This window comes from Streptomyces sp. NPDC015131, assembly GCF_043079975.1.
In the GTDB taxonomy this organism is placed as follows: domain Bacteria; phylum Actinomycetota; class Actinomycetes; order Streptomycetales; family Streptomycetaceae; genus Streptomyces.
The window spans coordinates 193,960-213,764 of the sequence record NZ_JBIBVB010000005.1 but is presented as its reverse complement, the minus strand read 5'-3'; the positions used below and the strand labels follow the sequence as shown (position 1 = coordinate 213,764).

Genomic DNA, 19,805 nt, shown 5'->3' with positions numbered 1-19,805 from the left:
GTGACGGCCGGGCGTGGGTAGGCTCGGGATCCATGGAGCATGAGGTGTTCGTTCCGGTTGAGGCAGAGGCCCTTCGCACCGTGCTGGCGGACCCCGCCCGGGTCGCCGCGTGCGTGCCGGGCCTCCAGCAGGACGCGGACGAGTCCGCGGGACCGCTCGCGGGCCGGCTGAAGGTACGGGCCGGGGGCCACTCGATCACCTACCGGGGCGCGCTGCACCTGACCGCCCACGAGGACGGGTCGTACACCGTCGAGGGCGAGGGCACCGAGGTGCGCGGCAGCGGCTCGGCGAAGCTGTCCCTCACCGTGGCGCTGTCCCCGGGGGACGACGGGACGACGCTGCGCTTCCGCGGCACGACGAGCGCCGGGGGCCGGCTGGCGGAGCTGCCGGACGACACGGCGCTCTCCGCCGCGCACCGCCTGCTGGACCGTTTCGCCGAGTCGCTCGCGGAGGCCGCGGGCCCCAACACCGCCGAGGCCGGCATCACCGCCGACGCCGACACCGACGCCGACACCGCCGATGCCGACACCGCCGACGACCTCGACGACCTGGACGTGGACGACGACGGGGTCGACGACGGGGTCGACGAGGGCGCCGAGCGCGCCGGTTCGGTCTTCGACGCCCCCGTCCCGCCCCCGTCGCTGGACCCGCTCGCCGACGCCGAGTTCGAGGTGCCCGCCGTCCCGGGGGAGCTGCCCGGCGAGCCGGGCGCCGAGGCCGCGCACGCCCGCCGCACCATGATCGGGCGCAGCGCCGAGGAGGTCGACCACGCGCCGCCGCGCGGCCGTTACGCCCCCGCGCCCGGGCCGGAGACCGCCACGGCCTCGGCCACGCTGCGGTGGCTCGCCCCGGCCGCCGCGCTCGCCCTGGCCTCCGCCGTGGTGGTGGGGCGCGCGCTGCGGCGCCGCAAGTAGTCTCGGTGGCGTGACCAGTAGCGAACAGAGCGTCCGGCTGGTGGCCGGAGACGTCGAGTTGACGGTGCGTCCGGACATCGGTTGCCGGATCGAGAGCCTGCGGATCGGCCGGGACGAGGTGCTCCGGCAGGGCGACCGGTACGGCTGCTTCCCGATGGTGCCCTGGTGCGGGCGGATCGCGGGCGGCCGGTTCCTCAACGGTGCCACCGCGCACCAGATGCCGCTCAACGCCCCGCCGCACGCCATCCACGGCACCGGGCGGGACACCGCCTGGCGCATCGCCCTCGCCGACAAGGCGGAGGCGGTGTTCACCTACGACCTCGCCGAGCCCTGGCCGTACCCGGGCCGGGTCACCCAGACCTTCCGGCTCACCGAGGACGAGCTGACCCTCCAGCTCGGCGTCGAGACCGGCGGCGACTCGTTCCCGGCCCAGGCCGGCTGGCACCCGTGGTTCCGGCGCAACCTGGGCGGGGAGGACGTCCGCGTCGACTTCACCCCCGGCTGGCAGGAGGAGCGCGGCGAGGACCACCTCCCCACCGGCCGCCGCATCCCGCCCGGGCCCGGCCCCTGGGACGACTGCTTCGGCATGCCGGACGGGGTCGACGTGACCCTGACCTGGCCGGGGCAGCTGGAGCTGAAGGTCACCAGCCGCGCCGAGTGGGTCGTCGTCTACGACGAGCAGGCGGAGGCGGTCTGCGTGGAGCCCCAGTCGGGCCCGCCCAACGGGCTGAACACCGCACCGCGGCTGGTCACGCCCATCGAGCCGCTGGAGATCGCGGCGACCTTCGCCTGGCGGCGGCTCTGAGCGCGACGGCTTTAAGCTTCGGGGCATGACTGACGTACGAGCCGATCTGCTCCAGCAGATCAAGGACAAGGCCGTGGTGCACGGCAAGGTGACCCTCTCCTCGGGTCTGGAGGCCGACTACTACGTCGACCTGCGCCGGATCACCCTGGACGGCGTGGCCTCGCCGCTCGTCGGTCAGGTCATGCTGGATCTGACCGCCGACCTCGACTTCGACGCCGTCGGCGGCCTCACCCTGGGCGCCGACCCCGTCGCCACCGCGATGCTGCACGCCTCGGCCGCGCGCGGCCGGACGCTCGACGCCTTCGTCGTCCGCAAGGCCGCCAAGGCGCACGGCATGCAGCGCCGGGTCGAGGGCCCGGACATCAAGGGCCGCCGGGTCCTGGTGGTCGAGGACACCTCCACCACCGGCGGCTCGCCGCTCACCGCCGTCGAGGCCGTCCGCGAGGCGGGCGCCGAGGTCGTCGCCGTGGCCACCATCGTGGACCGCGCGACCGGTGCGGCGGAGAAGATCAGCCAGACGGCCGGAGTGCCCTACCGGTACGCCTACGCGCTGGACGAGCTGGACCTCGCCTGAGCTGTCACCCCGGCTGAGCTGGGGTTTTCCCGGGGTGCGGATGGTTTCACGTGAAACGGTCCGCACCTCGCGGTATGCGGGGTGGAGCCCGGGACGGAGTCTGGAAAGATAGGGGCGACGATGACGTCGCCCCCAGGTCAGGGATCAGCAACGCAACGCAACCGCAGATCACAAGGAGCGGACAGATGCCCATCGCAATCCCCGAGGTCTACAACGAGATGCTCGACCGGGCGAAGGCAGGCAAGTTCGCCTACCCGGCCATCAATGTCACCTCGTCGCAGACTCTGCACGCCGCCCTGCGTGGATTCGCGGAGGCAGAGAGCGACGGCATCATCCAGATCTCGACCGGTGGCGCGGAGTTCCTGGGCGGCCAGTACAGCAAGGACATGGTGACCGGCGCGGTCGCCCTGGCCGAGTTCGCGCACATCGTCGCCGCCAAGTACGACGTCACCATCGCGCTGCACACCGACCACTGCCCCAAGGACAAGCTGGACGGCTATGTCCGCCCGCTGCTGGACATCTCCGCCGCGCGGGTCGCCAAGGGCGAGAACCCGCTCTTCCAGTCGCACATGTGGGACGGCTCCGCCGAGACCCTCGCCGACAACCTGGCCATCGGCCAGGAGCTGCTCGCCCAGGCCGCCGCCGCCAAGATCATCCTTGAGGTCGAGATCACCCCGACCGGTGGCGAGGAGGACGGCGTCAGCCACGAGATCAACGACGAGCTGTACACCACCGTCGACGACGCCGTCCGCACCGCCGAGGCCCTCGGCCTGGGCGAGAAGGGCCGCTACCTGCTGGCCGCCTCCTTCGGCAACGTCCACGGCGTCTACAAGCCGGGCAACGTCGTGCTCCGCCCCGAACTGCTCAAGGACCTCCAGCAGGGTGTCGCCGAGCGCTTCGGCAAGGCCGACCCGTTCGACTTCGTCTTCCACGGCGGCTCCGGCTCCACGGCCGAGGAGATCGCCACCGCGCTGGAGAACGGCGTCGTGAAGATGAACCTCGACACCGACACCCAGTACGCCTTCACCCGCCCCGTCGCGGACCACATGCTCAAGAACTACGACGGTGTGCTCAAGGTGGACGGCGAGGTCGGCAACAAGAAGACCTACGACCCCCGCACCTGGGGCAAGCTGGCCGAGGCGAGCATGGCCAAGCGCGTCACCGAGGCGTGCGCCGCCCTGCGCTCGACCGGCACCAAGCTGAAGTAGGCACCCGCACGACCGACACGGGCCCGGCATCGCGGACGCGGTGCCGGGCCTGTGACACTGGGGGCATGGGTATCCACGAAAACCTGCTGGGGGGACCGCCCCCCACCCACCTCCCCGACGACCCCGAGCCGCGTGAGCTGCTGGCGAACGGCACCGCACCGGCGGACGTCGCCGCGAAGTACCCCGCCTCCTCGCTCGCCTGGGCCCAGCTCGCCGACGACGCGTTCGAGGGCGGCCGGGCCGTCGAGTCGTACGCGTACGCCCGGACCGGCTACCACCGGGGCCTGGACGCCCTGCGCCGCAGCGGCTGGAAGGGCCACGGTCCGGTGCCCTGGGAGCACGAGCCGAACCGCGGCTTCCTCCGCGCCCTGAACGCCCTCGCCCGCGCGGCGCAGGCGATCGGCGAGCAGGAGGAGTACGAGCGGTGCTCGGCCTTCCTGCGGGACTCCTCGCCCCTGGCGGCCGACACCCTCCGCTGACCTCGCGCGTCGGCCGTACGGCACACCGACCCGCCCCGTCCCCCCGGCCCCGCCGGCCGGGACCGGGCGGGTCGTGGCGTTCCGGTTCGTGTCATCATGCGAGTGGGACCGCACATGTGCACGGTCCCGAGGGGACCGGGGCTCCACCCGGAGGCTTCGCGAACCGAGCGCCGGAATACGGAGCAGACCGCTACCCGGTAGCACGCATTGATGGAGACAGCGATGTCTACTGCCCCTGATGCCTCCCTGCCCGGTTCGGACGCCCCGAACCTGGAGCACACAGGCACGACGCCGTACGAGGACTATGTCCAGGCGGATGTCCTCACCCACCTCCAGCACCCGCTCTCGGACGATCCGGGCGAGATGGTCTTCCTGGTGACGACCCAGGTCATGGAGTTGTGGTTCACCGTGATCGTCCACGAGTGGGAGACCGCGAGCCGCGCCCTGCGCGAGGACCGCGTCCCGGTGGCGATGGACGCGCTGGAGCGCTCCACCCGGGAGCTGGAGGCGCTGAACGCTTCGTGGAAGCCGCTCGCCCGGCTGACCCCCGCCCAGTTCAACGCGTACCGCGGCGCCCTCGGGGAGGGTTCCGGTTTCCAGTCGGCGATGTACCGGCGGCTGGAGTTCCTGCTCGGTGAGAAGTCCGCGTCGATGCTGGTGCCGCACCGGGGCGCGCCGCGCGTCCACGCGGAGCTGGAGAAGGCGCTGCACGAGCCGAGCCTGTACGACGAGGTGCTGCGGCTGCTGGCCCGGCGCGGGCACCCGGTGCCGGACAGCGTCCTGCACCGCGACCTGTCGCAGAAGTACGAGCCGTCGCCGGTCGTGGAGGAGATCTGGGCGCGGATCTACGCGGACGCCGACCAGCACGGTGAGCTGGTCCGGCTGGGCGAGGCGCTGACCGACGTCGGCGAGCTGGTGTGGCGATGGCGCAACGACCACCTGGTGGCGACACGCCGGGCGATGGGCGCCAAGACGGGTACGGCCGGTTCGGCCGGAGTGGCCTGGCTGGAGAAGCGGGCCCGCAAGAACGTGTTCCCCGAGGTCTGGACGGCCCGCAGCCATGTCTGACGACCTCCGGGACAGGGCGGCGTCGCTGGACGCCCAGGACGAACTGGCCGCGCACCGGGAGCTGTTCGCGCTCGACGACGGCGGTGTGTACCTCGACGGCAACTCGCTGGGCGCGCTGCCCCGGCACGTACCGGACCGGGTGGCGGACGTCGTCGCCCGGCAGTGGGGCGAGCTGCGGATCCGGTCGTGGGACGAGAGCGGCTGGTGGACCGCGCCGGAGCGGATCGGCGACCGGATCGCGCCGCTGGTTGGCGCCGCGCCGGGACAGGTCGTGGTCGGCGACTCGACCAGCGTCAACGTCTTCAAGGCGCTGGTGGGCGCGGTGCGGCTGGCCGACCTGGCCGGCCCGGACCGGGACGAGATCGTGGTGGACGCCACCACCTTTCCCACGGACGGGTACATCGCCGAGTCGGCGGCCCGGCTGACCGGCCGGCGGCTGGTGCCCGCCGCGCCGGGCGAGGTGGCGGACGCGGTGGGGCCGCGCACGGCCGCCGTGCTGCTCAACCACGTGGACTACCGCTCGGGCCGGCTGCACGACCTGCCGGGCCTGACGGCCGCCGTCCACGCGGCGGGCGCGCTGGCCGTGTGGGACCTGTGCCACAGCGCGGGCGCCCTGCCGGTGGGCCTGGACGCGCACGGGGTGGACCTCGCCGTGGGCTGTACGTACAAGTACCTCAACGGCGGGCCGGGCGCCCCGGCCTTCCTGTACGTCGCCGAGCGGCACCAGGCGGGCTTCGACTCCCCGCTGCCCGGCTGGAACTCGCACGCCGACCCCTTCGCGATGACGCCCGGTTACGCGGCGGCGGACGGCGCGCTGCGCGGGCGGGTCGGCACCCCGGACATCCTGTCGATGCTGGCGCTGGAAGCGGCGCTGGACGTGTGGGACGGGGTGGCGATCGACGCGGTGCGCGCCAAGAGCCTGGCGCTGACGGACTTCTTCCTGGAGTGCGTGGAGCGCCATGTGCCCGGGGGGCGGGTCACGCCCGTGACGCCCCGGCCGCACGCGGAGCGGGGCAGCCAGGTCAGCCTGCGCTGCGAGGACGCCCCGGTGGTGATGAAGGAGCTGATCGCCAGGGGGGTGGTCGGCGACCTGCGCCGGCCCGACATCCTGCGGTTCGGCTTCACCCCGCTGTACGTGTCCTTCGCGGACGCGGAGCGGGCGGCGCGGGTGCTGGCGGACGTCCTTTCGGTGCGTACGGGCTGACGTTCGGGCCGATCTGCGGGGGCGGCCGGTGCTGGTACCGTCCCCGCAGGTCAGGCCAATTCGGCCCCGTCACCGAAAGGTTGGAGCACCATGCCCGACCCCGCCGCACGCGACGCCGCCGAGGAGGCTTCGGCCCTGTCGCACCCGGCCGTCGACCCGGACTCCACCGCCTCGTACGGCGAACACCCGGACCAGGTCGTGGACTTCTACGCCCCCCGCGAGGGTGATCGCGCACCGCTCGTCGTCGTGCTGCACGGCGGGGCGTGGCGGGCGCCCTACGACCGCCGGCACGTCACCCCTTTCGCGGACTTTCTGGCGAGGCGCGGGTTCGCCGTGGCCAATGTCGAGTACCGGCGGGGCGGCGAGATCCCGGCGCCCCGGGGCGGCGGGCCGGTGGCCGGGCGGTGGCCGGAGACGTTCGACGACGTGGCCGCCGCGCTGGACGCGCTGCCGGGGCTGGTGGCCGCGCACCTGCCGACGGCCGACCCGCGCCGCACGGTCGTGACCGGCCATTCGGCGGGCGGGCACCTGGCGCTGTGGGCCGCCGCGCGGCACGTCCTGCCGGCCGGGTCGCCGTGGCGGCAGGCGGCGCCGCCCCAGTGGCGCGGGGTGGTGGCACTGGCGCCCATCGCCCACTTCGGGCGGGCGGTGGAGCTGGACGTGTGCGGTGGCGCCGTGCACCAGCTGCTCGGCGGGCCGGACGCCGCCGGGGCGCGGGCCGCGCACGCCGACCCGGCGGAGCTGCTGCCGACCGGGATCGCCACGACCGTGGTGCAGGGCCGGGAGGACAGTGTGGTCCCCCGAGGGGTGGCCGAGGCGTACGTGGACGCGGCGGCGAAGGCGGGCGAGATGGTGGGCCTGACGCTGCTGGACGGGGTGGGGCACTTCCCGCTGATCGACCCGGCCGCCGACGCGTGCGCGGTGGTGGCGGAGGAGATCGCCCAGCTCGCCTGGTGAGCCGGGACGACCCCGGGACGACCCCGGGAAGCCCTCGTACGATCGCGGACCGAAGCTGACCGCAAGGGTTCGTACGGTCGGTCGCATGACGAACCACGACCACGACATGACCCTGGTCACCGGTGCCACTGGCACCGTCGGCCGCCAGATCGTCCGCGAGCTGCTGGAGCGCGGGCGGGCCGTCCGCGCCCTCACCCGCGACCCCGCCCGGGCTGACCTCCCCGACGCCGTCGAGGTGGTGCGCGGCGACCTCACCGACCCCGAGTCGCTGCGCGGCGCGCTGGACGGCGTCACCGGACTGCACCTCATCACCTTCGGCGGCCCCTACTTCGCCCCGCTGGAGACCGGCCCCCGGATCATGGAGCTGGCCCGCGAGGCCGGCGTCCGGCGGGTGACCGTCCTCAACGGCGGCGGGTCCACCCCGCTGGAGAAGGCCGTGCGGGCGGGCGGCCTGCCGTGGACGGTGCTGATGCCGGTGGAGTTCATGGCGAACGCCCTGGAGTGGGCCGAGGGGGTACGGGCCGGCGACGAGGTCCGGGAGCCGTTCACGGGCCGGCTCAGCGCCATGGTCCACGAGGGCGACATCGGCGCGGTGGCGGCCGTGGCGCTCACCGAGGAGGGGCACGCGGGGCAGGTGTACCTGATCACCGGGCCCGAGGTGCTGAGCGTCCGCGACAAGGTGGACACCATCGCCGCGGCCCGGGGCGGGGAGATACGCCTCGTGGAGCTGTCCGAGGCGGAGGCGGTCGCCCGGTGGCGGGCGGAGGGGCAGACCCAGGAGACGATCGACTTCCTGCTGGACGTGTACGGGAACACCCCGAAGGAGGGCCGGACGGTCCTGGACACCGTGGAGAAGGTCACCGGCCGCCCGGCCCGTACCTTCGCGCAGTGGGCCCGCGAGCACGCGCCCGCGTTCCGCGCCTGACCCTTCGGCCTCCGCGCCGCCCGATGACCTGCGGTTTCCGCGCCGCCCGAGCCGCGGGCCCCGGCGGCGCGGCAGTCGCCGGGGGACCGCGCCCGGCCGCGTAGTACTCCAGGGGGACGCGGAAGGATCCGCATCCAAGGTGACGACCGCGTCCCCGGCGTTGCTTACCGTTGCTGACGTGACCGACACCGACACCGGCGCCACCAGGCGCAGCCGCAGCCCGGAGTACCGGATGGCCCAGGGCGTGTTCCTGGGCATGCGCCGTGAGCTCCTCGACGACGCCCTCGCCTACCGGCCGCTGACGCCCATGCGCACCGACGGCCCGGTGACCGGACGGCTGCCGCGCGCCCTGCGCGAGTACCTGGCCTGGTTCCCGCACGCCCTGGTGGTGGGCGCCGCGCTGATCGTGATGTCCGTGGGCTACACGGACGGCAACCCGGGGCCGTCGGTCATCGCGGCCGCCGCCATCCTGCTGACCCTGGTCCGCCCGGTCGGCGCGTTCTGGCTGTCCCTGGCCACGGCGCCGTTCGTGAGCATCATGTCGGGCTACTGGGACGGCTGGCCCTGGTCGCCGGTGAGCTTCATGGGCCAGCTGACCGTGATGACGGTGGTCGCCGCCCGGACCCGGCCGCGCACCGCCGCGTGGATGTGGGTGATCACCGGGGCCTTCGGCTTCTTCTGCGAGATCTTCCTCAGCCGGGGCAGCACCGGCGCGACCTGGCCGCTGCTGGTGACCTCCGCCTTCGTCCTGCTCTGCGTCACCGTCCACCAGACCCGCCGCGAGGCGCGCAAGGAGGTCACCGCCCAGCAGACCGCCACCGCCCAGGAGCGCTCCCGGCGCACCCTGCTGGAGGAGCGCACCACCATCGCCCGCGAGCTGCACGACGTGGTCGCCCACCACATGTCGGTGGTCGCCATCCAGGCGGAGGCCGCCCCCTACCGGGTGGAGAACCCGCCGCCCGAGCTGGAGCAGGCGTTCGTCACCATCCGGGAGAACGCGGTCGCCGCGCTGACCGAGCTGCGCCGCATCCTCGGGGTCGTACGGGCCGAGGACTACGAGGCGCCCGACGCGCCGCAGCCGACGCTGGCCGACCTCGGCGCGCTGATCGCCAACGTCCGGGAGGCCGGCCTCACCGTGGACGCCACCGTCACCGGGGCGGCGCGCGAGCTGCCGCAGGGCGTCGAGCTGTCCGCGTACCGCATCGTCCAGGAGGCGCTGAGCAACGCGCTGCGGCACGCGCCGGGCGCCGCCGCGAAGGTCGAGGTGTCGTACGTGCTCGGTGGCCTGGGCCTGCGGGTGGTGAACGGGCCGCCGCGCGGCCTGGTGAAGCCCTCGCCCGGCGCCGGCCACGGGATCACCGGCATGCGGGAGCGGGTGGCCATGCTGGACGGCGAGATGACGGCGGAACCCACCCGGGAGGGCGGCTACGAGGTCGCCGCGTTCATCCCGGCGCAGCGGCAGGAGGCGGCGTGACCATCCGGGTGCTGATCGTCGACGACCAGATCATGGTCCGGGAGGGCTTCTCCGTCCTGCTGAACGCGATGCCCGACATCGAGGTCGTCGGCGAGGCCGTCAACGGCCGCGAGGCGGTCCGCCAGGTCGAGGCGCTGCGGCCGGACGTCGTGCTGATGGACATCCGCATGCCGGAGATGAACGGCATCGACGCCACCCGCGAGATCGTCGCCGCCGACGGCGACGCCAAGGTGCTGGTGCTGACGACCTTCGACCTGGACGAGTACGTGTACCAGGCGCTGCGCGCCGGGGCGTCGGGCTTCCTGCTGAAGGACGCCTCGGCGCGGCAGCTCGCGGAGGGGGTGCGGGTGGTCGCGGGCGGTGAGGCGCTGCTGGCGCCGACCGTCACCAAGCGGCTGATCACCGAGTTCGCCAAGACCGCCGAGACGGCCCGCCCCCCGGCCCTGGCGCAGGTGGGCGACCTGACCGAGCGGGAGACGGAGGTGCTGGTGCTGATCGCCCAGGGCCTCTCCAACGGCGAGATCGCCTCCCACCTGGTGGTCGCCGAGTCCACGATCAAGACGCATGTGAGCCGCATCCTGGTGAAGCTCGGGCTCCGCGACCGCACCCAGGCGGCGGTCTTCGCGTACGAGGCACGGCTGGTGACACCGGGGTGATCGGACTCTAGGGTCGGGGCGCATGGACTTCGACCCGTGGTCGCCCGCGTTCGTCGCCGACCCCTACCCCGCGTACGCCGAGCTGCGCGCCCGGGGCCGGGTGCACTGGTTCGAGCCGGCCCGCCAGTACCTGGTCCCGCACCACGCCGACGTCTCCGCGCTGCTGCGGGACCGGCGGCTGGGCCGCAGCTACCGGCACCGCTTCACGCACGAGGAGTTCGGCCGTACGCCGCCCCCGGCCGCGCACGAGCCGTTCCACACCCTGAACGACCACGGCATGCTGGATCTGGAGCCGCCGGACCACACCCGGATCCGGCGCCTGGTGTCGAAGGCGTTCACCCCGCGCACCGTCGAGCGGCTGAGGCCCTATGTGCACCGGCTGGCCGGCGAGCTGGTGGACGCGCTGGTCGCGGAGGGCGGCGGCGACCTGCTGAGCGCCGTCGCCGAGCCGCTGCCGGTGGCCGTGATCGCGGAGATGCTCGGCATCCCCGAGTCGGACCGGGCGCCGCTGCGGCCGTGGTCGGCGGACATCTGCGGGATGTACGAGCTGAACCCGGACGAGGAGACCGCCGCGCGGGCGGTACGGGCGTCGGCCGAGTTCTCCGCGTACCTGCGGGGACTGATCGCCGAGCGGCGCTCCTCGCCCGGCGACGACCTGATCAGCGCGCTGATCGCCGCGTACGACGAGGGTGACCGGCTCACCGCGCAGGAGATGGTCTCCACCTGCGTCCTGCTGCTGAACGCGGGCCACGAGGCGACGGTGAACGCCACGGTGGGCGGCTGGTGGACGCTCTTCCGCCACCCCGAGCGGCTCGCGGAGCTGCGCGCGGGGCGGGTGGAGCCGGCGACGGCCGTGGAGGAGCTGCTGCGGTACGACACCCCGCTCCAGATGTTCGAGCGCTGGGTGCTGGACGACATCGAGATCGGCGGTACGACCGTGCCGCGCGGCTCCGAGGTCGCCCTGCTCTTCGGCTCGGCCAACCGCGACCCGGCCGCCTTCGACCGCCCCGACGTCCTGGACCTGGCCCGGCGGGACAACCCGCACATCTCCTTCGGGGCGGGCATTCACTACTGCCTCGGCGCCCCGCTGGCCCGGGTCGAGCTGGCCGCCTCCCTGACGGCGCTCCTGGAACGGGCGCCCGCGCTGCGCCTGGTGAAGGAGCCGGAGCGGCGGCCGGGCTTCGTCATGCGGGGACTGGAGAGCCTGGTGGTGGAGGTGTGACCCACGGCGTGTGCCAGGGGCCCGCGGTGTGACCCACGGCGTGCCCCAGGGGTCCGCGGTGTGACCCACGGCATATGCCCTCCGTGCCGGGGCCGGTGCGATCATGGGCGGATGCCGACCGTCCTGCGCCGTACGCTCGCCGTCCTCGTCCTGCTCGCCGGGGCGGCCCTCGGATTCTGGGTCGTCTTCGGGGCCCCGCACCACTGGGAGGGCGGGATGCGGCTGGTGAAGTTCGCCCTGGGGCTGACCAGCCTCGGCATGATCACGGGCAGCGCGTGGCTGATGTTCCCCGGCTCGGCGGACGACGAGGACAACGACCCCCCGTCGCCGACGTACGCCGGCCCGCTGGACGCCCTGTAGGCGGGACCGTCAGGCCCGCAGGTAGGTGAGCACGGCGAGGACCCTCCGGTGGGTCCGGTCCGTCGGGGGCAGGTCCAGCTTGGTGAGGATGTTCCCGATGTGCTTGCCGACCGCCGCGTCGGACACCACCAGCTCCCTGGCGATCGCGCTGTTGGACTTGCCCTCGGCGATCAGCGCCAGGACTTCGCGCTCGCGCGGGGTGAGCTGCTCCAGCGGGTCGCGGCGGCGGCGCAGCAGCTGGCGCACCACCTCGGGGTCGACCACCGTGCCGCCGTCCGCCACCTCACGCAGCGCCGCCACGAACTCCTCGACCTGGCCGACCCGGTCCTTGAGCAGATAGCCGACGCCCGAGCCGTCGCCGGAGTCCAGCAGCTCGGCCGCGTACGTCCGCTGCACGTACTGACTGAGCACCAGGACCGGGAGCGCGGGCAGCTTCTCGCGCAGCCGCACCGCCGCGTGCAGGCCCTCGTCCTGGAAGCCGGGCGGCATGCGCACGTCCGTCAGCACGATGTCGGGGGAGTGCTCCTCGACCGCGGCGACCAGCGCCCGCGCGTCCCCGACGGCCGCCACGACCTCGTGGCCGCACCGGCCGAGCAGACCGATGAGCCCTTCCCGCAGCAGCACGCTGTCTTCGGCCAGCACTACCCGGAGCGATCGGCCGCCTGGGTCAACTCGCAAGGAAACTCCACCCGCAACAGGGTCGGCCCACCCGGCGGACTCGACAGGGCAAGTCTGCCATCCAGGACCGACACCCGGTCGGCGAGACCGGTGAGGCCGCTGCCCGCCGAGACGTCCGCGCCGCCGCGGCCGTCGTCACACACCTCCAGGAACAGGCGCCCGTCGCGATGGCCGCCGCTCACCCGCGCCCGCTCGGCCCCGCTGTGCTTGGCCACGTTCGCCAGCGCCTCGCAGACCACGAAGTACGCGGCGGACTCGACCGCCCTGGCCGGCCGGCCGGGCAGCGCGAGGTCGACCCGGACGGGCACCGCGCAGCGGTCCGCGGCGTCGGCGACCGCCGCCGCGAGGCCGTAGTCCGTGAGGACCTGGGGGTGGATGCCGTGGATCAGCTCACGCAGCTCCACGAGCGCGTGGCCCGCCTCCTCGTGGGCCTTGGTGAGCTGGTCGGCGAGCGGTCCGGGCGGGGCGTCGAGCCGGGCCAGCCCGAGGGCCATCGTCAGGGCCACCAGGCGCTGTTGGGCGCCGTCGTGCAGATCGCGCTCGATGCGGCGCCGCTCCGCCTCGAACGCCTCGACCAACCGGACCCGGGAGCGGGCCAGTTCGACCACCCGGGCGTCCAGCTCGCCCTCGCGGGAGGCGATCAGCAGCCGGGTCAGCGCGGCCCGGGCGCCGCCCGTGACCCCCAGGACATAGGCGCCCAGCGCCAGCAGGGCCAGACCCAGCACGGCGACGGCCCACGCGGTCGGCCAGGTGGTGACCGTCCACTGCTTGAGCACCTTCACCTCCTCGCCGCCGCCGACCGTGGCCATCAGCAGCGGGGCCCCGACCAGCGACAGCGGAAGGAGCAGCGCGGCCGTGACCGCCAGGGCGTCGACCGGCCACAACAGCCCGGCGAACAGCAGCGCGTACCCCAGCTCCCGCCAGGTCGCCTGCTCCCGCAGCCGGGTGGTCAGCCAGGCCCGCAGCCCCGGCGCGGCCGGCACCCGGTGCCCGCCGGACACGGGATCGCGGTCGAGCAGGCGCAGCCGGCGCCGCTCCACCTCCGCCACCGGTATCCCGCTGAGGGCCACCAGGAGCAGCAGCGGCAGCCCCACCACGACGACCGCGAGCGCGCCGACGACCGCGGTCAGCGCCACCAGCCCCACCAGCACGGCCGCGCCGGTGACCGCGCCGGTGAGCAGGTACGCGGTGGCCCGCCAGGGCCAGGGCGTCAGCGTGAAGCCCGGCCGGGACATGGCCTGCCACACATTCCGAGGGTGCATGGCACGACCGTAGGCGGCCCCTCCCGCCCGGTGCCATGGGCCGGGCACCCGGACCGGGGGTAGGGCCTGCCCTACCCCCGGGTCTCGTCCTGGCCTCACTGCGCGAACAGGGGTTTTGGGGGTTTCGTTGACGCATCGACCGGCGCTGCCGGACGAGCCGTGAAGACGAGCCGTGAAGTCGACCGGTGGCCGTGAAGACGACCACGAGCCGTGAAGACGACCGGTGGCCGTGAAGACGACCACGAGCCGTGAAGACGACCGGTGGCCGTGAAGACGACCACGAGCCGTGAAGACGACCCGTGATGACGAGCCGTGGAAGACCAGCCCAGGAAGACCCGGGGAGAAGGTGCGGTGGGGACCCCATGACCGACGACGCGATCCGAATGCGCTCCGTGACCCGCAGGTACGGGGCGGGCGGGGCCACCGTCACCGCCCTCGACGCGGTGTCACTCGCCTTCCCGAAGGGGACCTTCACCGCCGTGATGGGACCCTCCGGCTCCGGCAAGTCGACCCTGTTGCAGTGCGCCGCGGGCCTGGACCGGCCCACGTCGGGCTCGGTCACTGTGGGCGGGACGGAGCTGACCGGGCTGAGCCAGACCCGGCTGACCCTGCTGCGCCGCGAACGCATCGGCTTCGTGTTCCAGGCGTTCAACCTGCTGCCGTCGCTGACCGCCGAACAGAACGTGGCCCTCCCGCTGCGGCTGGCCGGCCGCCGCCCGAAGAAGGCCCGGGTGCGGGAGGTGCTCGACCAGGTCGGGCTCGGCGACCGCGCCCGGCACCGCCCGGCGGAGCTGTCCGGCGGCCAGCAGCAGCGGGTGGCCCTGGCCCGTGCCCTGATCACCCGCCCCGACGTGCTGTTCGGGGACGAGCCGACCGGCGCGCTCGACTCGCGGACCGGCCGCGAGGTGCTCACCCTGCTGCGCGGCATGGTCGACCGGGACGGCCAGTCGGTCGTCATGGTCACCCACGACCCCGTCGCCGCCTCCTACGCCGACCGCGTCGTCTTCCTCGTGGACGGCCGGGTCGACGGCGAACTGGCCGGCGCCTCCGCCGGGGACGTCGCGGCGCGCATGACCCGGCTGGAGACCGCCCCGTGCTGACCACCGCCCTGCGCACCCTGCGCACCCGCTGGACCACCTTCACCGGCAGCTTCGTCGCCCTCTCCCTAGGCGTGGCGCTGATCACCGTGATGGGCCTGGCCCTCGCCTCGTCGGCGGACGCGCCCGACCGGGCGCCCGAGCGGTTCGCCGCCGCGCCGGTGGTCGTCAAGGGCCGGGACACCCTCGCGGTGCCCACGCCGATTGGCGACCGCGTCCAGCGGCTCGCGCAGCCGCGCCCCGTGCCCCGCGACGTGGTCGCGCGGCTGCGAAGCCTCGGGACCGTCGTCGAGGACCGGTCGTTCGCGGTACGGGCCGAGGGCGGGCCCGCCGACCTGGTGGGCCACCCCTGGTCCACCGCCGCGTTCGCGCCGTACGAACTCGTCGCCGGGCGCGCTCCGGTGGCCGCCGACGAGGTCGTCGTCAGCGGTGACTGGGCCCGCCCGGGCGCCCGGGTGCGCACCGGCGGCGGCACCGTGCGGGTCGTCGGCACCGTGGCCGGACTCGGCTTCGAGAACGCGGTGTTCCACACCGACGCCCGCGCCGCCCGGCTGTCGCCGCGCAGCCTCCAGCTGGTGGTCGACGCCGACGCGACGGCCGTACGGGAGGCGGTGCGCGGCGCCGGGGGCGTCACGGTCCTCACCGGCGACGCGCGCCGGTACGCCGACGCCGACCCCGACCGGGACGCCGAGGCGCTCACCGCCATGAACGCCCTGTTCGGCACGGCCGGAGGCGTCACCGGTTTCGTGTCGGTGTTCGTGGTGGCCTCGACGTTCGCGTTCTCGGTGGCCCAGCGGCGCCGCGAGTTCGGGCTGCTCCGCACCGCCGGGGCGACCCCGGGGCAGCTCCGCCGCCTGGTCGTCACCGAGGCGCTGGTGGTCGGCGTGCTCGCCTCGGCCGCCGGCTGTCTGCTCGGGGCCCGGCTGGCGCCGAAGCTCGCCGCCTGGGTGGCCGGCGAGGGCCTCGCGCCCCGCTGGTTCACCATCGGCGACCACACCTGGCCCTACCACCTGGCCTTCTGGACGGGCCTGTGCGTCGCCCTGTGCGGGGTGCTGGCCGCGTCCTGGCGGGCGGGGCGCACCGGCCCTGCCGAGGCACTGCGCGAGGCGTCCGCCGAAACCCGGCCCCTGACCACCGGCCGCCTGCTGGCCGGCGCGGCTCTGCTGGCCACCGCCGCGGTGACCCTCGTCCTGGCCCTCATGAGCGACCCGGGGGAGCTGCTGGGGCGCAAGACCTACATCAGCCGGCCGATGCTGCTGATCACCGCCGCCGCGCTGCTCGCTCCGGTGCTGATACCGCCCCTGGCCCGGCTGATCGCCTGGCTGCCGGCCCGGCTGCCGGGCGCCGGCGGGACGCTGGTGCGGGAGAACGCCGCCGCCGGGGCGCGCCGCACCGCCGCCGTCGCGGCACCCGTGCTGGTCACCGTCGCGCTGGCGGGCTCGCTGCTGGGCGCCACCGCGACCCTCGGGGCGGCGCAGGCCACCGAGGTGCGCGCGCGGACGGCCGCCGACTTCCTGGTCACCCCGGCGGGCGGCACCGGATTCGACGAGGCGGCGCTGCGACGGCTCCGGGCCGTTCCCGGCGCCGAGGTCTCGGCGAGTGCGTCCAGCGCCGTGTACGTCCTGGAGGACGGTGTGGCGCTCATCAGGTCCGACGCCCGGGCCGCCGAGCCGGGGCCGCTCGCGGCGACGGCCCGTCTCCCGCTCACCGCCGGCCGGGCGGGCGACCTGGACGACGACTCGATCATCGTCAACGAGGAGTGGCGGACGCACACCGTGGGCGAGCGGGTGGACGTCTGGCTCGGCGACGGCACGCGCCGGTCCCTGCGGATCGCCGCCGTCATGGCCGTCGGCACCGGCGACAACGGCGTCTACGTCACCCCGCGCAACGCCCCCGCCGCCCCCGTCGACCGGGTCGACGTGCGCCTCACCGGCGGCGCCGACGCGGACACCGTGGCCGCCGGGCTGCGCCGGGCGGTCCGGGCGTCGGGCGGGGAGGTCCTGAGCCGGGACGCCTGGCTGCGGGCGGCGTACCCCGAGACCAGCCGCACCACCCGGGCGGGGCTGTTCCTCGTCCTCGGGATCGCGCTCCTCTACACCGGCATCTCGCTGGTCAACACCATGATCATGGCGGCCTCCGACCGGACCCGCGAGCTGGCCGCGCTGCGGCTGGCCGGCGCCACCGGCCGGCAGGTGCTGCGGCTGGTGGGCGCCGAGGCGCTGACGGTGGTCCTGGCCGGCGGGCTGCTGGGCGCGCTGGTCGCCGGGATCGACCTGGCGGGCATGTGGGGCGCGCTGAAGCTGCTCGGGGTTCCGGCGCCGTCCGTCGCGGTCCCCTGGGCGGAGCTGGCGGCGGTCCTGGGCGCCTGCGCGGCCCTCGCGGCCCTCGCGGCGGTCGTCCCGGCGGGGCTGTCCCTGCGCCGCGGGGCCCTGGAGCAGGCAGCCGTACGCGAGTGATCGCGACCCTCGCCCGCGGCCCCTGCCCGGTCCGGCCACGACTAAGGCCCCCACCCCCGCCCCGGGCCCCCGCCCCCCGCCGCTACGGCACCGCCGTCCCGCGGGACCGCTACGGCACCGCCGTCCCACGGGGGCGGGGGTCGGCGTCCACGGGGACCACGGCCGGCAGGGTGAGCGACCAGGCGCCCGGGCGCAGCGTCCATGTGCGGGTGGTGACCGGGCCGCCGGGCAGGCCGTCCGCGTGGTACCGGAAGGGGGCGCCCGACACGGTCACGGCGGCCGCCCGCGTCCGGACCGGCTCGGCCGCCCGGGGGCGCACCACCACCTCGGCGGCACCGCCGGCGGGCTGCACGGTGACGCCCTCCACCGGGTCGCCCGTGTCGCACAGCACCCGCCCGTCCGCCTCGACGCGGAGCCGGTGCGACCGTATCGCCGGGACGCGGGCCCCGGGGTGCGCCGGACCGACCAGGGTGCGCACCAGCGACCGGCAGGTGCCCCACACGGAGGGGCCGCCGTCGGGCGCCCGGGGGTCGCCGGCCGCACCGGCCGCGAGGACGCGCAGCTCCCGCACCACCACGTCGTCGCCGTCGTCCACCAGCAGGTCCAGCCGCCGGGCCGCGCCCTCCAGGACCGCCCGCGCCGCGGGCACCGTGCTCAGCGGCACGCCCAGCGCTCCGGCCAGCTCCACCGCGCCGCGCGGCCCCACCGGCACCATCGACAGCGCCCCGTCGGCCAGCTCCCGGCCCCGGTGCAGCAGCGCCACCGCCCGCAGCAGCGCCCGGTCGTCACCGATGACCACCGGCCGCCGCGAACCGCGCCGCGCGAGGGCCCGGGCGAACTCCGCCGGGGTCTCCGGCAGGCAGATCTTGGTGTGCGCCCCGGCGCGCAGCACATCCCTCGCGATCCGTACGGATTCCCCGTCGTTCCGGCGCGCCACCGCGTCGATGACGACCACCAGCTGGTCGGGAGCCGACACCTCGGTCCTTCCTCGGGTAGCATCTTTGTGCAAGAGCCCCTTGCGCTATTGCGCCAGGGGCTTCGTCTATTCCGGGGCACCCGGTCCGACGGCTCAGGCTGTGTCGTACACCGTCGTACGACGTCTGTACTTCCCCTGGCCTTGGACATGCCCCGCCCGGAAGGGGTGTACGCCTGTGCCCGCACTTGTGCTGCTCGGTGCTCAGTGGGGTGACGAGGGCAAGGGAAAGGCCACCGACCTCCTCGGTGGATCCGTTGATTACGTGGTGCGCTACCAGGGCGGCAACAACGCCGGCCACACGGTCGTCGTCGGCGACCAGAAGTACGCGCTGCACCTTCTCCCTTCCGGAATCCTCTCGCCGGGGTGCACCCCGGTGATCGGAAACGGTGTCGTCGTCGACCCGGCGGTCCTGCTCTCCGAGCTGAGCGGACTGAACGATCGCGGCGTCGACACGTCGAAACTGCTGATCAGCGGTAACGCGCACCTGATCACGCCGTACAACGTCACCCTCGACAAGGTGACGGAACGGTTCCTCGGCAAGCGCAAGATCGGCACCACCGGCCGGGGCATCGGCCCCACCTACGCCGACAAGATCAACCGCGTCGGCATCCGCGTCCAGGACCTCTACGACGAGTCGATCCTGACGCAGAAGGTCGAGGCGGCGCTGGAGCAGAAGAACCAGCTCCTCGCCAAGGTCTTCAACCGCCGCGCCATCGAGCCGGGCCGGATCGTCGAGGAGATGCTCCAGTACGCGGAGCAGATCCAGCCGTACGTCGCGGACACCACCCTGATCCTGAACAACGCCATCGACGAGGGCAAGGTCGTCCTCTTCGAGGGCGGCCAGGGCACCCTGCTGGACGTGGACCACGGCACGTACCCCTTCGTGACCTCCTCCAACCCGACCTCCGGCGGTGCCTGCACCGGCGCGGGCGTGGGCCCCACGAAGATCAGCCGGGTCATCGGCATCCTCAAGGCGTACACCACCCGTGTCGGCGCCGGCCCGTTCCCGACGGAGCTGTTCGACGACGACGGCGAGGCGCTGCGCCGCATCGGCGGCGAGCGGGGCGTCACCACCGGCCGCGACCGCCGCTGCGGCTGGTTCGACGCGGTCATCGCCCGGTACGCCACCCGCGTCAACGGCCTGACCGACTTCTTCCTCACCAAGCTCGACGTGCTCACCGGCTGGGAGCAGATCCCGGTCTGCGTGGCGTACGAGATCGACGGCAGGCGCGTCGAGGAGCTGCCGTACTCGCAGACGGACTTCCACCACGCGAAGCCGGTCTACGAGTACCTGCCCGGCTGGTCCGAGGACATCAGCAAGGCGAAGACCTTCTCCGACCTGCCGAAGAACGCGCAGGCGTACGTGAAGGCGCTGGAGGAGATGTCCGGCGCGCCGATCTCCGCGATCGGCGTCGGCCCCGGCCGTACCGAGACGATCGAGATCAACTCCTTCCTCTAGACCGGGTCGGCGACTCCGCGCGGGGAGTCCG

The 19,805-nt window shown here is 74.2% G+C and carries 19 protein-coding genes; 16 read left to right on the top strand and 3 right to left on the bottom strand.

All coding sequences use genetic code 11. The features are described from left to right. The first annotated feature begins 32 nt into the window (after window positions 1-32). From ACF08D_RS21160 to ACF08D_RS21100, 13 genes are all read left to right on the top strand, one after another. Window positions 33-914, top strand: a complete 882-nt coding sequence (locus tag ACF08D_RS21160; protein WP_392224287.1) for an SRPBCC domain-containing protein — start codon at window positions 33-35, stop codon at window positions 912-914. A 10-nt stretch (window positions 915-924) separates the two neighbouring features. Next, on the top strand, window positions 925-1,719 hold the full coding sequence (locus tag ACF08D_RS21155) for an aldose 1-epimerase (protein WP_392224286.1): 795 nt from the start codon (window positions 925-927) through the stop codon (window positions 1,717-1,719). 25 nt (window positions 1,720-1,744) lie between these two features. Further along, complete coding sequence (gene pyrE, locus ACF08D_RS21150; RefSeq protein ID WP_392224285.1) at window positions 1,745-2,293, top strand: orotate phosphoribosyltransferase; 549 nt, start codon at window positions 1,745-1,747, stop codon at window positions 2,291-2,293. Between the two features lie 74 nt (window positions 2,294-2,367). Further along, on the top strand, window positions 2,368-3,501 hold the full coding sequence (gene fbaA, locus ACF08D_RS21145) for a class II fructose-bisphosphate aldolase (protein ID WP_392224284.1): 1,134 nt from the start codon (window positions 2,368-2,370) through the stop codon (window positions 3,499-3,501). Between the two features lie 65 nt (window positions 3,502-3,566). Next, on the top strand, window positions 3,567-3,980 hold the full coding sequence (locus ACF08D_RS21140; RefSeq protein WP_392224283.1) for a DUF3151 domain-containing protein: 414 nt from the start codon (window positions 3,567-3,569) through the stop codon (window positions 3,978-3,980). 222 nt (window positions 3,981-4,202) lie between these two features. Further along, on the top strand, window positions 4,203-5,048 hold the full coding sequence (locus tag ACF08D_RS21135) for a tryptophan 2,3-dioxygenase family protein (RefSeq protein ID WP_392224282.1): 846 nt from the start codon (window positions 4,203-4,205) through the stop codon (window positions 5,046-5,048). Further along, on the top strand, window positions 5,041-6,252 hold the full coding sequence (gene kynU / locus ACF08D_RS21130; protein ID WP_392224281.1) for a kynureninase: 1,212 nt from the start codon (window positions 5,041-5,043) through the stop codon (window positions 6,250-6,252). The genes ACF08D_RS21135 and kynU overlap by 8 nt, the downstream gene beginning before the upstream one ends. A 90-nt stretch (window positions 6,253-6,342) precedes the next feature. Further along, window positions 6,343-7,209: an alpha/beta hydrolase family protein gene (locus ACF08D_RS21125; protein ID WP_392224280.1), complete on the top strand. Its 867-nt coding sequence runs from the start codon at window positions 6,343-6,345 to the stop codon at window positions 7,207-7,209. 85 nt (window positions 7,210-7,294) lie between these two features. Next, window positions 7,295-8,134 carry an SDR family oxidoreductase gene (locus ACF08D_RS21120; protein WP_392224279.1) on the top strand — a complete coding sequence of 280 codons (840 nt, stop codon included), beginning with the start codon at window positions 7,295-7,297 and terminating at the stop codon, window positions 8,132-8,134. A 178-nt stretch (window positions 8,135-8,312) separates the two neighbouring features. Further along, the gene (locus tag ACF08D_RS21115) at window positions 8,313-9,608 is read left to right on the top strand and encodes a histidine kinase (protein ID WP_392224278.1); all 1,296 of its coding nucleotides are present in this window, start codon (window positions 8,313-8,315) and stop codon (window positions 9,606-9,608) included. Further along, on the top strand, window positions 9,605-10,264 hold the full coding sequence (locus ACF08D_RS21110) for a response regulator (RefSeq protein WP_392224277.1): 660 nt from the start codon (window positions 9,605-9,607) through the stop codon (window positions 10,262-10,264). The genes ACF08D_RS21115 and ACF08D_RS21110 overlap by 4 nt, the downstream gene beginning before the upstream one ends. Window positions 10,265-10,286: 22 nt before the next feature. Continuing rightward, entirely contained in the window at window positions 10,287-11,486 is a 1,200-nt protein-coding gene (locus tag ACF08D_RS21105) for a cytochrome P450 (RefSeq protein ID WP_392224276.1), read from the top strand. A 111-nt stretch (window positions 11,487-11,597) separates the two neighbouring features. Continuing rightward, the gene (locus ACF08D_RS21100; RefSeq protein ID WP_392224275.1) at window positions 11,598-11,846 is read left to right on the top strand and encodes a hypothetical protein; all 249 of its coding nucleotides are present in this window, start codon (window positions 11,598-11,600) and stop codon (window positions 11,844-11,846) included. A gap of 9 nt (window positions 11,847-11,855) precedes the next feature. Here the strand turns inward: ACF08D_RS21100 and ACF08D_RS21095 are convergent, their stop codons facing one another. Beyond that, a complete protein-coding gene (locus ACF08D_RS21095; RefSeq protein ID WP_392224274.1) occupies window positions 11,856-12,488 on the bottom strand; it encodes a LuxR C-terminal-related transcriptional regulator in 633 nt (210 codons plus the stop codon). After that, window positions 12,488-13,759: a sensor histidine kinase gene (locus ACF08D_RS21090; RefSeq protein WP_392224708.1), complete on the bottom strand. Its 1,272-nt coding sequence runs from the start codon at window positions 13,757-13,759 to the stop codon at window positions 12,488-12,490. Before ACF08D_RS21090 ends, ACF08D_RS21095 begins: the two co-directional genes overlap by 1 nt. Before the next feature lie 389 nt (window positions 13,760-14,148). Here ACF08D_RS21090 and ACF08D_RS21085 point away from each other — a divergent pair, with 389 nt between their 5' ends. Next, window positions 14,149-14,886, top strand: coding sequence for an ABC transporter ATP-binding protein (locus ACF08D_RS21085; RefSeq protein WP_392224273.1), 738 nt, complete (start codon window positions 14,149-14,151; stop codon window positions 14,884-14,886). After that, window positions 14,880-17,339 carry an ABC transporter permease gene (locus ACF08D_RS21080; RefSeq protein WP_392224272.1) on the top strand — a complete coding sequence of 820 codons (2,460 nt, stop codon included), beginning with the start codon at window positions 14,880-14,882 and terminating at the stop codon, window positions 17,337-17,339. Before ACF08D_RS21085 ends, ACF08D_RS21080 begins: the two co-directional genes overlap by 7 nt. 109 nt (window positions 17,340-17,448) lie before the next feature. Here ACF08D_RS21080 and ACF08D_RS21075 read toward each other — a convergent pair whose 3' ends face one another. After that, window positions 17,449-18,315 (bottom strand): diacylglycerol kinase, encoded by an 867-nt coding sequence (locus tag ACF08D_RS21075; protein WP_392224271.1) that lies wholly within the window; start codon window positions 18,313-18,315, stop codon window positions 17,449-17,451. A 175-nt stretch (window positions 18,316-18,490) separates the two neighbouring features. Between ACF08D_RS21075 and ACF08D_RS21070 the strand changes: the two genes are divergently transcribed. Continuing rightward, entirely contained in the window at window positions 18,491-19,774 is a 1,284-nt protein-coding gene (locus ACF08D_RS21070) for an adenylosuccinate synthase (protein WP_392224270.1), read from the top strand. Window positions 19,775-19,805 lie beyond the last annotated feature (31 nt).